A 13,259-nucleotide genomic window follows, 5' to 3' on the forward strand; every position below is an offset into this window, starting at 1 on the left:
CGTTCGTTAATCGCGCCACTATCCCCTCCAAGCCAGGGGACCCGCTTAAGAATTAGCGGTTTGAAGCCGCTTTCTTTGCCTACTTTCTTTGCGGCATGCAAAGAAAGTAGGTGCCCGCCCCGCACAGGGGCAACGCCAATAGACCACAAGCAAATCAAGGAAAGGCCAACACCACAAGCAAACCAAAAAAAGCCAACCTTAACCCTACCAAAACCAGAACAGAAAAAGAACAGAACAAGACCAGAAATCCCTCCCCACCGCACGCCGCTTATAATCAGGCATTCTTTGCATTTACCAGCCGATCGACACATGAGCGACACCCCGAGCGACACCACCTCAACACTTGCCAAAAGCTTCGAACCCCACAACATCGAAGCCCACTGGGGCCCGGAATGGGAAAAGCGCGCCTACGCGGCGCCCTCCTTCGACGCGAATCGCAAGGATTTCTCGATCCAGCTGCCGCCGCCGAACGTCACGGGCACCCTGCATATGGGCCACGCGTTCAACCAGACCATCATGGACGGCCTCACCCGCTATCACCGCATGCTCGGCGAAAACACGCTGTGGGTGCCGGGCACGGACCACGCGGGGATCGCCACGCAAATCGTCGTCGAACGGCAACTGGACGCGCAAGGCGTATCGCGCCACGACCTCGGCCGCGAGAAGTTCGTCGAGCGCGTGTGGGAATGGAAGCAGCAGTCCGGTTCGAGCATCACCAGCCAGGTGCGCCGTCTGGGCGCATCGATCGACTGGTCGCGTGAATACTTCACGATGGACGACAAGATGTCGGCCGCCGTGCGCGATGTGTTCGTGCGACTGTACGAACAGGGCCTGATCTATCGCGGCAAGCGCCTCGTCAATTGGGACCCGGTATTGCTCACCGCGGTCTCCGATCTCGAAGTGGTCAGCGAAGAAGAAAACGGCCACCTGTGGCACATCCAGTATCCGCTCACCGACGGTTCGGGCCATCTCACGGTCGCCACCACGCGCCCGGAAACCATGCTCGGCGACACCGCGGTGATGGTTCATCCGGAAGACGAGCGTTACGCACACCTGATCGGCAAAACCGTCACGCTGCCGCTGTCGGGCCGCGAAGTGCCGATCATCGCCGACGACTACGTCGACCGCGAGTTCGGCACCGGCGTCGTGAAGGTCACGCCCGCGCACGACTTCAACGACTATCAGGTCGGCTTGCGCCACCAGCTGCCGCAAATCGAAATCCTCACGCTCGACGCGCAGATCAACGGCAACGCGCCGGAAAGATACCGCGGCCTCGACCGTTTCGACGCCCGCAAGCTCGTGGTGGCCGACCTCGAAGCGCTCGGCGCACTCGAATCGGTCAAGCCGCACAGGCTGATGGTGCCGCGCGGTGACCGCACCGGCGTCGTGATCGAGCCGATGCTGACCGACCAGTGGTTCGTCGCGATGAGCAAACCGGCTCCGCAAGGCACCTTCAATCCGGGCAAATCGATCGCCGAAACCGCGCTGGACGTGGTTCGCAACGGCCAGATCAAGTTCGTGCCGGAAAACTGGACCACCACGTATTACCAGTGGCTCGAGAACATCCAGGACTGGTGCATCTCGCGCCAACTGTGGTGGGGCCATCAGATTCCCGCATGGTACGGCGAGAACGGCGAAATCTTCGTCGCGAAGACCGCGGAGGACGCACGCGCCAAGGCCGCCGCGGCCGGCTATACAGGCGCGTTGAAGCGCGACGAAGACGTGCTCGACACGTGGTTCTCATCCGCGCTGGTGCCGTTCTCGTCGCTCGGCTGGCCGAACGAAACGCCGGAGCTCGAGCACTTCATGCCGTCGTCGGTGCTGGTCACAGGCTTCGACATCATCTTCTTCTGGGTCGCGCGCATGGTCATGATGACCACGCACTTCACCGGCAAGGTGCCGTTCGATACGGTGTACGTGCATGGTCTCGTGCGCGACGCCGAGGGCCAGAAGATGTCGAAGAGCAAGGGCAACACGCTCGACCCGATCGATATCGTCGATGGCATCGGCCTCGATTCGCTGGTCGCCAAACGCACCACCGGGCTGATGAATCCGAAGCAGGCCGCGTCGATCGAAAAGAAAACCCGCAAGGAATTCCCCGACGGCATCCCGGCGTTCGGCACCGACGCGCTGCGCTTCACGATGGCCTCGATGGCCACGCTCGGTCGCAACGTCAACTTCGATCTGGCACGCTGCGAAGGCTATCGCAACTTCTGCAACAAGCTGTGGAACGCCACGCGTTTCGTGCTGATGAACTGCGAAGGCCACGATTGCGGCTTCGGCAAGCCGGAGCAGTGCGGCGAATGCGGGCCGGACGGCCACCTGAATTTCTCCTCGGCCGACCGCTGGATCGTGTCGCAACTGCAACGCGTCGAGGCGGAAATCGCCAAGGGATTTTCCGACTATCGCTTTGATAATGTGGCCAACGCCCTATACAAGTTCGTATGGGACGAATACTGTGACTGGTATCTCGAACTCGCCAAGGTGCAGATCCAGACGGGTCAGCCGAACCAGCAGCGCGCCACGCGCCGCACGCTGCTGCGCGTGCTCGAGACGGTATTGCGCCTCGCGCATCCGGTGATTCCGTTCATCACCGAAGCGCTGTGGCAGAAGGTGGCACCGCTGGCCGCGCGTTATCCCGAAGGCAAAGTCGAGGGCGAAGCGTCTATCATGGTGCAGCCCTATCCTCTTGCCGAGCCGTCGAAGATCGACGACGATGCGGAGCAATGGGCAGCCGAACTGAAAGCAGTGATCGATGCGTGCCGGAATCTGCGCGGCGAAATGAATCTGTCGCCGGCGGTCAAGGTGCCGTTGCTCGCTACCGGCAATGCGCAACGCCTGCGCACGTTTGCGCCGTACGCTCAGGCGCTCGCGCGTTTGTCGGAAGTGCAGATCATTGCCGACGAGGCAGCGCTCGACGCGCAGGCTGATGGCGCGCCAATTGCTATTGTCGGGAATGACAAGCTCGTGCTGAAGGTGGAGATCGATGTCGCGGTCGAGCGCGAACGGTTATCGAAGGAGATTGCCCGGTTGAGCACCGAAATCATCAAGTGCAACGGCAAGCTGCAGAATGAAAGCTTCGTTGCCAAGGCGCCGCCGGCAGTCGTTGAACAGGAGCAGAAAAGACTGGTCGATTTCGAGGCTACGGTGGGCAAACTGAAAGCCCAGCTGGCCCGCTTGCCGGCCTGATCAACGGTCCTTGCCCGCCGCTGCGAAGGCGGGCAAGGACTGATAGCTAAACCAGAGGACTCAGGGTAATCAAATGCTAAAAGTTACAAAGGCGGTTTTTCCGGTAGCAGGTCTGGGCACCCGGTTCCTCCCTGCCACGAAGGCGAGCCCGAAAGAGATGCTGCCGATCGTCGACAAGCCGTTGATTCAATACGCGGTCGAAGAAGCGATGGCGGCCGGCATTACCGAAATGATCTTCGTCACGGGGCGCAGCAAGCGCGCCATCGAAGATCACTTCGACAAGTCCTATGAGATCGAAGCCGAACTGGAAGCGCGCGGCAAGGACAAACTGCTCGAGCTCGTGCGCAGCATCAAGCCGAGCCACGTGGATTGCTTCTACGTGCGTCAGCCCGAAGCGCTGGGTCTCGGCCATGCGGTGCTGTGCGCGGAAAAGCTGGTGGGCGACAACCCGTTCGCCGTGATTCTCGCGGACGACCTGCTGTACGGCAAGCCGCCCGTGATGACGCAGATGATCGAGGTGTTCGACCACTATCACAGCTCGGTGATCGGCGTCGAAGAGATTCCGCCGCAGGAAACGAAGTCGTACGGTATCGTCGACGGCAAGGAGTGGGAAGATTCGATCATCAAGATGTCGGGCATCGTCGAAAAGCCGGAGCCGAACGTGGCGCCGTCGAATCTCGGCGTGGTGGGCCGCTACGTGCTCAAGCCGCGCATCTTCGATCACATCCGCTCGATCAAGCCGGGCGCAGGCGGCGAATTGCAACTGACGGACGCGATCCAGTCGCTGCTCGCCGACGAACAGGTGCTCGCGTACAAGTATCACGGCACGCGTTTCGACTGCGGCAGCAAGCTGGGTTATCTGAAGGCGACGGTCGAGTTCGCGCTACGTCATCCGGAAGTGGCCGCCGATTTCGAAGAGTATCTGCGCACCCGTTCGCCGGTTCTGGAAGGTTGAACGGCCGCGCATTTCCGGCTTCCGGCCGCATCGGGCTGCAATGAAAAAGGCGCTGTGTCCCGCATTCGCGGGCACAGCGCCTTTGGTTTTGTCCAGGACATGGGACGCGCGCCGGGTAGTGGCGCCGCCGACTAACGCACTAGCGGCGCCTCATCAGGAACGTGAACACCTTGTCCTGCGCCGAGCTTTCGACGATCTCGTTGCCGGTCTGCTTCGCAAACGCGGCGAAATCGCGCTGCGAGCCGGGATCGGTCGCCAGCACCTTGAGAATCTGGCCGCTTTCCATGTCGGCGAGCGCCTTCTTGGCGCGCAAAATGGGCAGCGGGCACATCAGCCCGCGCGCATCGACTTCCTTGTGAATCTGAATTTGCATCGGCGATGACCTTCGGGACGAGGCGTCGTTCGCGACGCCGGACAGAAGGTCAGATTTTACCGCAGGCGGCGCACAACCGCCGGGCGTGACGCTGACGCAGCGAGTTGCGCGCGCAATGGCCCGCGCGCCGCTACAGCGTCACCGCCTGGCCGCTTTGCAGCGACTGCCGCAACGCGACGCCGATGCGCGTCGCCTCGAGGGCGTCGGCGAGCGTCGCGCCCGCCTGCGCCGCCGCGCCGCTCTGCACCGCCGCGACGAAGGTGCGCGCCTCATGCAGAAACGCCTCTTCGAAGCGCTCGAAGAAGTTCGGCGTGCATTCGTTGCGAATCCCGCTGGCGTCGTATATCTCGACGCGATTTGCGCGCGGATTGCGGCCGATCGTGAGCGCGCCGGCCGTGCCGATTACTTCGCTGTGCGTATCGTTGCCGTGCGCCTGGGTGCGCGACGCGTAGAACATCGCGAGCTTGCCGCCTTCGAACTCGCAGATCGCGACGCCGTTATCGACGTCGCCGAATTCGCGCAGACCGTCGTGCAGCGCGACCGCGCCCGCCGCGAACACGCGCGTTGCGCGCGGCTTGCCGAGCAGCCAGCGGGCAACGTCGATATCGTGCACGGTGCAGTCGAGAAAGATGCCGCCGGAGCTTGCCGCGAAGCGCACGAAGAACCCGTCGGTATCGTTCTTGTCCGTGGTCTGCGAGCGCACGAGGAACGGCCGGCCGATCTGGCCTGCTGCGATCCTGTCGAATGCATCCTTGTAGCTCGGATCGAAACGCCGCATGAAGCCGATGGTCGCCTGCAGATGCGGATAGCGCGCGGCTTCGGCCAGCACGCGCTCGCATTCGGCGAGATCGAGCGACAAAGGCTTCTCGCAGAACACGTGCTTGCCGGCGCGCAACGCGTCGACGATCTGCTGCGCGTGCAGCGACGACGGCGTGACGAGCCACACAGCGTCGACCCCGGCATCGGCGAGCAGCTCTGCGTAATCGCGGTACAGACGCGGCTCGGGCAATGCATCGCGCGCCCAGCACAACTCATCTTCCAGCGGACTGCAGGCCGCGACCAACGCCGCACCCGGCACGCGATACGCGAGATTCTCCGCGTGCCGTTTGCCGAGCCGGCCCAGGCCAACCACGCCGATGCGAAGCGGTGCGATAGCCGTTTTCATCAGGATGCCTCACCGAGTTTGACCACGCGGCCTTCGCGCCACGAACGGGTCGCGGCGTCCGCGAGTTCGAGCGCTTTCAGCCCGTCGGCTACCGTCGTGCGCACCGGCTTGCCGCGCGTTACCGCATCGAAGAAATGCGCAATTTCCAGCGCGTAGGCTGCGCGATAGCGTTCGAGAAAGAACGCTTCGGGCACGTCGGTCGACACTTCGGTTTTCGAATACGCAGTGACTTCGGTCGGCCGCACATTGCCCGCCTGCAGCATGCCAGTGCTGCCGAGCACTTCGAAACGCTGGTCGTAGCCGTACGCAGCGCGGCGCGCCGTGTTGATCTGGCACAGGCGTCCGCCCTTCGTGCGGATCGTCACTGCGGTCGAATCGATATCGCCCGCATCGGCGATCGTCGGGTCGCTCAGACAACTGCCGGTCGCGTGCAGCGTGTCGGCTTCGTCGTCGAGAATCCAGCGGAAGATATCGAAGTCGTGAATCAGCATGTCCTTGAAGATACCGCCCGAGTGCCGGATGTACTCGACCGGCGGCGCACCCGGATCGCGGCTCGTCACCACCAGCATTTCCGGCGTGCCGATCTCGCCCGCGTCGATACGCGCCTTCAACGCGGAGAAGGTCGGATCGAAGCGGCGCTGAAAGCCGATCATGCAGACCACGCCCGCGCGTTGCACCGCGTCGGCGCAAACGCGCGCGCGCTCCAGCGTCAGATCGACCGGCTTCTCGCAGAACACGTGTTTCTTCTGCGCGGCCGACTTGACGATCAGGTCCGCATGCGTGTCCGTGCTCGAACAGATCACGGTCGCGCCGATCGTCGCGTCGCCCATCGCGCCGTCGATATCCGCGACCTGCGCGCCATGCTCGGCGGCAAGCGCGGCGGCGGCCTCGCGATTCACGTCGACCACGTACTTCAACCGCACACCAGGTTGGCGCGCCAGATTCGCCGCATGAATCTTGCCGATGCGTCCCGCACCGAATACCGCCACGTCGATCGTCTTTATCGCGTCAGTCATCGTATCCTCCGGTGTCCTTGGATTCTTCAACGTTCAATTCGAGCTTGTACGCGAGCGCGATGAATAACGCCTGGCACAAGCAGATCGTGCTGGTCAGCGAGCGGAACGCGAACGCGCTGCCCTCTTTCACATACAGCTGCGTGGTCGCGTAGCGCGCCAGCGGAGATAGTTGGCTGTCCGTAATAACCAGTGTTTTCGCCTGATGATGATGCGCGACGCGCAGGCAATACTGGGTTTCCTTGCCGTACGGCGCGAAGCTGATCGCAATCACCACGTCGCCCTTCTTCACACTGCGAATCTGCTCGCGGTACATGCCGCCGAAACCGGACACCAGATGCACGCGCTTGGGCGTGTGCTGCAACGCATAGACGATGTAGCTCGCCACCGGAAACGAGCGCCGCACGCCGATCACATAGATGTTGTCGGCCTGCTGCAGCATCTTCACGGCGGCGTCGAACTGCTTGTCGTCGAGTCCTGCTTCGAGCTCTTCGAGACCGCCGCGCGACGCCGCGATGAACTCGCGCGCCACCGCGCCGCCGGACAACGCGCCGGGCTTCTCGTCGATCAGCTTACGAATCCTCTGCTGGTAACTCGGCGACGACGCGCCCTGCCCCGTATAAGCCTGACGAAACACCGCCTGCAGATCGGAGAACCCGGAAAAGCCGAAGCGCTGCGCAAACCGCACCACGGCGGACGGATGCACGCCGCAGCTCGCGGCGATGTCGCTGGTGCGATCCACCATCACGCTCGAACGGTGCTGTTCGATATAGGTCGCGACATTCTTCAGCTGACGCGGCAACGCGTCGTAGTTTTCCGCAATGCGCTGCATCAATTCGTCGACGCTCGGCAATGCTTCAGTGCTCTCTTCCGCCATGGTTTTCTCTCAGATGCTGTATTGCAGTGCGGCAACCGCTGCCGGAGCTCGCCGCACGGCGTGCCGACGCTGCGAATTATAGGCAGGCTCCGTGCCAAATGGAACGTATTTTCCATTTTTATTTGCCATGAAATTTTCATTGCAACACGTTGGAAGATGACCTAATCTTGGTCGTGAGCGATGGTGCTGCGGCGGACCTGCGCCGGCAAGTAGGCAGTCGGAAGCCGCCCCGCCCGCCGCTCCCCTCAATAACGACAGACCGAGAAAGGTGGAGACAATGAGACTTTGCAAGGGCAAGGCCACGCTCAGCATTCTGGTGACGGCATTGACGTTGGCGATGGGATTCGGCGCGGCTTCGGCCGCCCGCGCGGCTGACGCTCACTTCGTGCTGATCAGCCACGCGCCGGATTCGGATTCGTGGTGGAACACCATCAAGAACGCGATCAAACAGGCCGACGAGGACTTCAACGTCGAGACCGACTACCGCAATCCGCCGAACGGCGACATCGCCGACATGGCGCGTCTGGTCGAACAGGCCGCCGCGCGCAACTACGACGGCGTGATCGTCTCGATCGCCGACTTCGATGTGCTGAAGAATTCGATCGGCAAGGTCACCGAGAAACACATTCCGCTCGTCACGATCAATTCCGGCACCGAGGAACAAAGCGCGAAACTCGGCGCGATCATGCATGTCGGACAACCTGAATTTGCCGCGGGCAAGGCAGCGGGCGAGAAGGCCAAGGCGGCGGGCATCAAGTCGTTCCTGTGCGTGAACCACTATGCAACCAACCCGGCTTCGTTCGAACGCTGCCGCGGCTTTGCCGAAGCGATCGGCGTCGACTTCAAGACGTCGACGCTCGACGCAGGCCAGGACCCGACGGGCGTGCAGTCCAAGGTGAGCGCCTTTCTGCGCAATCATCCGGACACCCAGGCGGTGCTCACGCTCGGTCCGCTGTCGGCCGATCCGACGCTCAAGGCGCTGCAGCAGATGGGCCTCGCGGGCAAGATCTGGTTCGCCACGTTCGACTTCGACAGCGACATCGCGAAGGGCATCCAGGACGGCACGATCCAGTTCGCGATCGACCAGCAACCGTACTTGCAGGGCTATATCCCGGTCGCCGTGCTGGCCATTGCAAAAAAGAACAAGACGACCGATCCGGCAAAAATCCGCGAGATCCTGCAGGCCAATCCGAAGTTCAAGGAACGGCTTGCCACCTACGGGCTCGCACCGTCTTATGGGCCGCGCAATATCGGCTCGGGCCCGGGCTTCATCACGAAGGCCAATGTCGACAAGGTGCTCAAGTACGCAGGCCAGTACCGGTAGGTAGCGTGGCGCCTGACGGCGCGGCCGCCACGGTCGCACGCATCAGGCAGGCGGGGACCGGCCAGACGCATCTGGCGTGGCCGGCACTCGCCCGTTCGCCGCCTTTTACGCGCAGCTCTTTTACGCGCAGCTTTTTGCGACCATTCACGCGCGTTTGAACGCACTGCGCGCCTCGCGGGTTTGCATCGACCAGTCGCCCGCCGACGTATCAAGGAGAGCTTCAATGGGTGTCGCCGACCTCTTCCATCCCCATCAACGCAAGCAGCCACCGTCCGATCCGCAGAATCCGTCTGGACCGGCTGCGGCCGCGCCGTCCGTTGCCGACGACGAGCGCGTGCGCCGGGAATCGTGGTTCCGGCATCTGCTCAATCGCCCGGAATTCGCGGCGTTGGCGGGCACCGCCATGGTGTTCATCGTGTTCGGCGTGACGGCCGGCAACTCCGGGATGTTCAACCTCGACGGCGTGATGAACTGGTCGCAGGTCGCGGCCTATCTGGGTCTGATCTCGGTCGGCGCGTGCGTGCTGATGATCGCCGGCGAATTCGATCTGTCGATCGGCTCGATGATCGGCTTTGCCGGCATGATGGTCGCGCTGCCGACCATGTATTTCCACTGGCCGATCTGGCTTGCCATCGTGTTCGCGTTCGTCGGCTCGATGCTGCTCGGCGCACTCAACGGCTATCTCGTGATGCGTACGCGGCTGCCGTCGTTCATCGTCACGCTCGCGTTCCTGTTCATCCTGCGCGGACTCACGCTGGCGCTCTCGGTGATGTTCGCCGATCGCACGATCATCTCCGGCGTCGGCGACGTCGCGCGGCATGACTGGCTGGCCCACACGCTGTTCCAGGGGGTCGCGTTCCGGGGTCTGTTCGTCTGGCTCGGCCACATCGGTGTGGTGAAAATGCTCGACAACGGCCTGCCGCTCGTCCCGGGTATTCCCAAGGTGCTGCTGTGGTGGCTCGCGCTCGCCATCGTCTGCGGCTTCACGCTGGCGAGAACCCGCTTCGGCAACTGGATCTTCGCCGTCGGCGGCGACGCCAACGCGGCCAAGAACGTCGGCGTGCCCGTGCGGCGCGTGAAGATCTCGCTGTTCGTGCTGACCGCGTTCTGCGCGTGCCTGTATGCGGTGCTGCAAGTGTGCGACATCGGTTCGGCCGCGGCCGACCGCGGTCTGCAGGCGGAATTCGAAGCGATCATCGCCGCGGTGATCGGCGGCACGCTCCTCACCGGCGGCTATGGCTCGGTGGTCGGCGCATGCTTTGGCGCGCTGATCTTCGGCGTGGTGCAGATCGGCATCACCTACACCAATGTGGATTCGGACTGGTTCCGGGTGTTCCTTGGCGTCATGCTGCTGTTCGCCGTGCTGTTCAACCACTACGTGCGCAGCCGCGTCGCGGCATCCCGCTAAGGCAAGGAGTACAAGGAGTTCATGATGACCGCTCCCGAACAGACCGAAGGCGACTACATCCTGTCGCTCGAAAACGTCAGCCGTTATTTCGGCAACATCATTGCGCTCAAGGACGTCACGATCCGCCTCAAACGCGGCGAAGTGCATTGCCTGCTCGGCGACAACGGCGCCGGCAAGTCGACCCTGATCAAGACGCTCGCGGGCGTGCACCAGCCGAGCGAAGGCATCTACCGGGTAGACGGCAAGCCCGTGCACTTCACGTCGCCCAAGGACGCGCTCGATCTCGGCATCGCGACCGTCTACCAGGATCTGGCGCTGGTGCCGCTGCTGTCCGTCGCGCGCAATTTCTTCATGGGACGCGAACCGCAAAAGAAGCTGTTCGGCTTCATCAACGTGATGGATATCGATCAGTGCGCGACTACCTCGCGCGACAAGCTCGCCGAAATGGGCATCAACGTGCGCGACCCGCATCAGCCGATCGGCACGATGTCCGGCGGCGAGCGGCAGTGTCTCGCGATCGCGCGGGCAATCCACTTCGGCGCGCGTGTGCTGATTCTCGACGAACCGACCGCCGCGCTCGGCGTGAAGCAGAGCTTCAACGTGCTGAAGCTGATCCACAAGGCGCGCGCCAAAGGCATCTCGGTGATTTTCATCACGCACAACGTGCACCACGCGTATCCGATCGGCGATTCGTTCACGCTGCTCAATCGCGGCAGGTCCATGGGCACATTCACCAAGGAGACCATCAGCAAGGATCAGGTGCTCGACATGATGGCCGGCGGCGCCGAGATGCAGAAGATGATCGGCGAACTCGAAGGCGCGACGATCTGACCGATTCGCGCGGAAGCGCCGGCGCTTGCGTAGCCGGCGACCGCGCCCAGCTATTCAGGACTATTCATGGATCATTCCAGCACCTCCAGCGACACTCCGCCGGTCCCCGCGTCGGGTTTTGCGACCGGCGGCCGCTTCGCGCCGGGCCGCAACCGCGACATCATCTGCCTCGGCCGCCTCGCCGTCGATCTGTACGCGCAGCAGGTCGGCGCGCGGCTCGAAGACGTGTCGAGCTTCGCGAAGTATCTCGGCGGTTCGTCGGCGAACATCGCGTTCGGCTGTGCGCGGCTCGGGCTCGCGTCGGCGATGCTCACGCGGGTCGGCAACGACCACATGGGGCGCTTTCTCACCGAAACGCTGACCCGCGAAGGTTGCGACGTCAGCCACGTGCGGGTCGACCAGCAACGGCTGACCGCGCTGGTGCTGCTCGGCCTGAAAGACCGCGACACGTTCCCGCTGATCTTCTACCGTGAAAACTGCGCGGATATGGCGATCGACGAAGCCGATTTCGACGAGGCATTCATTGCGTCGGCCAAAGCGCTGCTGATCACCGGCACGCACTTCTCCACCGAGCAGGTGAATCGCACGAGCCGCCGCGCGCTCGACTACGCACGCGGCAATCAGGTGCGCACCGTGCTCGACATCGACTATCGGCCGGTGTTGTGGGGACTCACGGGCAAAGCGGACGGCGAGACCCGCTTCGTCGCGAGCGAAGGCGTCAGCGCGCATTTGCAGCGCATCCTGCCGTGGTTCGATCTGGTGATCGGCACTGAAGAAGAGTTCCGCATCGCCGGCGGCAAGACCGAGCTGCTCGACGCGCTCACGATGGTGCGCGCCGTGACGCCGGCCACGCTGGTCCTCAAGCGCGGACCGCTGGGCTGCCAGATCATCGACGGCAAGGTGCCTGCCTCGCTCGACGACATCCCGATTCACGGCGGCGTGCAGGTCGAGGTGCTGAACGTGCTCGGCGCGGGCGACGCGTTCGCGTCGGGCTTTCTGTCCGGATGGCTGCGCGATCAGCCGCTCGAAGCGTGCGCGCGTGCCGCGAACGCGAGCGGCGCGCTGGTGGTGTCGCGGCACGGTTGCGCGCCGGCCATGCCGACCTCGGCCGAGCTCGACTACTTCCTGCGCGAAGCGCAAGCCGATCCACAACGGATGCGCCGCCCGGATCGCGACGCGACGCTCGCGCGACTGCATCGCGTCTCGCCGGCCCGCAAATCATGGCGCGAAGTGCTCGGCTTCGCGTTCGACCATCGCAACCAGTTCTTCGAACTCGCGCAGCAAACCGGCGCCGACGAAGCCCGCATCGCGCGCCTGAAAGGCCTGTTCGTCGAAGCCGTCGCGCAGACCGAAAGCGCGTTGGGCTTGCAAAATCGCATCGGTGTACTGATCGATGACCGCTACGGCCAGGATGCGCTGAACGCCGCCACCGGCCGCGGCTGGTGGGTCGGCCGCCCGGTCGAGTTGCCGGGCTCGGTGCCGCTGGTGTTCGATCATGGCCGCTCGATCGGCACGTCGCTGATCGCGTGGCCGCTCGAACATGTGGTCAAGTGCCTCGTGCAGTTCCATCCCGACGAACCCATCGAACAACGACTCGAACAGGAAGCCCAGTTGCGTGCGCTATACGACGCGACGCAGGCAAGCGGCCATGAACTGCTGCTCGAAGTGATTCCGCCGAAGCACGCGCATCTGTCGCAAGCGCCGGACGTCGTCTATCGCGCGTTGAAGCGCCTGTACAACATCGGCATCTATCCCGAGTGGTGGAAGCTCGAACCGATGAACGCGGCGCAATGGCAGGCTATCGATGCGCTGATCGCCGAACGTGATCCCTATTGCCGCGGCGTGGTGCTGCTCGGTTTGTCGGCCGGCGTCGAGCAACTGGCCGAGGGTTTTCGTGCGGCCGCGCAATCGGCCACGTGCCGCGGCTTCACGGTGGGCCGCACGATCTTCCACGAGCCGAGCCATGCGTGGCTGGCCGGCGAAATCGGCGACGACGAACTGATCGCACGCGTGCGCCATACCTTCGAAACGCTGATTGCTTCGTGGCACGCAGCGCGTGGCGCGAGTACCGCGCAATCCGGCGGGTCGAGCAATGTTCATCAGGAGCAGGCGGCATGAATCATG

11 protein-coding genes are annotated in these 13,259 nt (G+C 63.3%); 6 read left to right on the forward strand and 5 right to left on the reverse strand.

The window, feature by feature from the left end; translation table 11 throughout:
- A partial coding sequence (locus BN2475_RS35045) for a hypothetical protein (protein WP_218023713.1) occupies positions 1–311 on the reverse strand: 311 nt, incomplete at its 3' end.
- Between BN2475_RS35045 and BN2475_RS22255 the strand changes: the two genes are divergently transcribed.
- Together BN2475_RS22255 and galU are read left to right on the forward strand one after the other, a co-directional pair.
- A complete protein-coding gene (locus BN2475_RS22255; RefSeq protein ID WP_094781667.1) occupies positions 310–3,189 on the forward strand; it encodes a valine--tRNA ligase in 2,880 nt (959 codons plus the stop codon). The two genes, BN2475_RS35045 and BN2475_RS22255, sit on opposite strands and share 2 nt — an antisense overlap.
- A gap of 73 nt (positions 3,190–3,262) precedes the next feature.
- Positions 3,263–4,144 carry a UTP--glucose-1-phosphate uridylyltransferase GalU gene (galU, locus tag BN2475_RS22260; protein WP_094781668.1) on the forward strand — a complete coding sequence of 294 codons (882 nt, stop codon included), beginning with the start codon at positions 3,263–3,265 and terminating at the stop codon, positions 4,142–4,144.
- Between the two features lie 139 nt (positions 4,145–4,283).
- Here galU and BN2475_RS22265 read toward each other — a convergent pair whose 3' ends face one another.
- From BN2475_RS22265 to BN2475_RS22280, 4 genes are all read right to left on the reverse strand, one after another.
- Positions 4,284–4,511, reverse strand: a complete 228-nt coding sequence (locus tag BN2475_RS22265; RefSeq protein ID WP_075301700.1) for a sulfurtransferase TusA family protein — start codon at positions 4,509–4,511, stop codon at positions 4,284–4,286.
- A 136-nt stretch (positions 4,512–4,647) separates the two neighbouring features.
- Positions 4,648–5,682, reverse strand: coding sequence for a Gfo/Idh/MocA family oxidoreductase (locus BN2475_RS22270; RefSeq protein WP_094781669.1), 1,035 nt, complete (start codon positions 5,680–5,682; stop codon positions 4,648–4,650).
- The gene (iolG, locus tag BN2475_RS22275; RefSeq protein WP_094781670.1) at positions 5,682–6,698 is read right to left on the reverse strand and encodes an inositol 2-dehydrogenase; all 1,017 of its coding nucleotides are present in this window, start codon (positions 6,696–6,698) and stop codon (positions 5,682–5,684) included. The genes BN2475_RS22270 and iolG overlap by 1 nt, the downstream gene beginning before the upstream one ends.
- Positions 6,691–7,572: a MurR/RpiR family transcriptional regulator gene (locus BN2475_RS22280; protein WP_094781671.1), complete on the reverse strand. Its 882-nt coding sequence runs from the start codon at positions 7,570–7,572 to the stop codon at positions 6,691–6,693. The genes iolG and BN2475_RS22280 overlap by 8 nt, the downstream gene beginning before the upstream one ends.
- A gap of 277 nt (positions 7,573–7,849) precedes the next feature.
- Here BN2475_RS22280 and BN2475_RS22285 point away from each other — a divergent pair, with 277 nt between their 5' ends.
- The 4 genes from BN2475_RS22285 to BN2475_RS22300 all read left to right on the forward strand — a co-directional run bounded on the left by BN2475_RS22285 (position 7,850) and on the right by BN2475_RS22300 (position 13,253).
- Positions 7,850–8,896, forward strand: coding sequence for a sugar ABC transporter substrate-binding protein (locus tag BN2475_RS22285; protein WP_094781672.1), 1,047 nt, complete (start codon positions 7,850–7,852; stop codon positions 8,894–8,896).
- Positions 8,897–9,119: 223 nt separating this feature from the next.
- Entirely contained in the window at positions 9,120–10,304 is a 1,185-nt protein-coding gene (locus BN2475_RS22290) for an ABC transporter permease (RefSeq protein ID WP_094781726.1), read from the forward strand.
- 24 nt (positions 10,305–10,328) lie between these two features.
- The gene (locus BN2475_RS22295; protein WP_094781673.1) at positions 10,329–11,135 is read left to right on the forward strand and encodes an ATP-binding cassette domain-containing protein; all 807 of its coding nucleotides are present in this window, start codon (positions 10,329–10,331) and stop codon (positions 11,133–11,135) included.
- Positions 11,136–11,201: 66 nt separating this feature from the next.
- On the forward strand, positions 11,202–13,253 hold the full coding sequence (locus tag BN2475_RS22300) for a bifunctional 5-dehydro-2-deoxygluconokinase/5-dehydro-2-deoxyphosphogluconate aldolase (RefSeq protein WP_094781674.1): 2,052 nt from the start codon (positions 11,202–11,204) through the stop codon (positions 13,251–13,253).
- Positions 13,254–13,259 lie beyond the last annotated feature (6 nt).

This window comes from Paraburkholderia ribeironis, assembly GCF_900019265.1.
Lineage (GTDB): Bacteria > Pseudomonadota > Gammaproteobacteria > Burkholderiales > Burkholderiaceae > Paraburkholderia > Paraburkholderia ribeironis.

Bases quoted from the DNA above. Each gene is read 5' to 3' on its own strand.
- BN2475_RS22255 (WP_094781667.1), top strand. From the start codon at position 310: ATGAGCGACACCCCGAGCGACACCACCTCAACACTTGCCAAAAGCTTC.
- galU (WP_094781668.1), top strand. From the start codon at position 3,263: ATGCTAAAAGTTACAAAGGCGGTTTTTCCGGTAGCAGGTCTGGGCACC.
- BN2475_RS22270 (WP_094781669.1), bottom strand. From the start codon at position 5,682: ATGAAAACGGCTATCGCACCGCTTCGCATCGGCGTGGTTGGCCTGGGC.
- iolG (WP_094781670.1), bottom strand. From the start codon at position 6,698: ATGACTGACGCGATAAAGACGATCGACGTGGCGGTATTCGGTGCGGGA.
- BN2475_RS22280 (WP_094781671.1), bottom strand. From the start codon at position 7,572: ATGGCGGAAGAGAGCACTGAAGCATTGCCGAGCGTCGACGAATTGATG.
- BN2475_RS22285 (WP_094781672.1), top strand. From the start codon at position 7,850: ATGAGACTTTGCAAGGGCAAGGCCACGCTCAGCATTCTGGTGACGGCA.
- BN2475_RS22290 (WP_094781726.1), top strand. From the start codon at position 9,120: ATGGGTGTCGCCGACCTCTTCCATCCCCATCAACGCAAGCAGCCACCG.
- BN2475_RS22295 (WP_094781673.1), top strand. From the start codon at position 10,329: ATGACCGCTCCCGAACAGACCGAAGGCGACTACATCCTGTCGCTCGAA.
- BN2475_RS22300 (WP_094781674.1), top strand. From the start codon at position 11,202: ATGGATCATTCCAGCACCTCCAGCGACACTCCGCCGGTCCCCGCGTCG.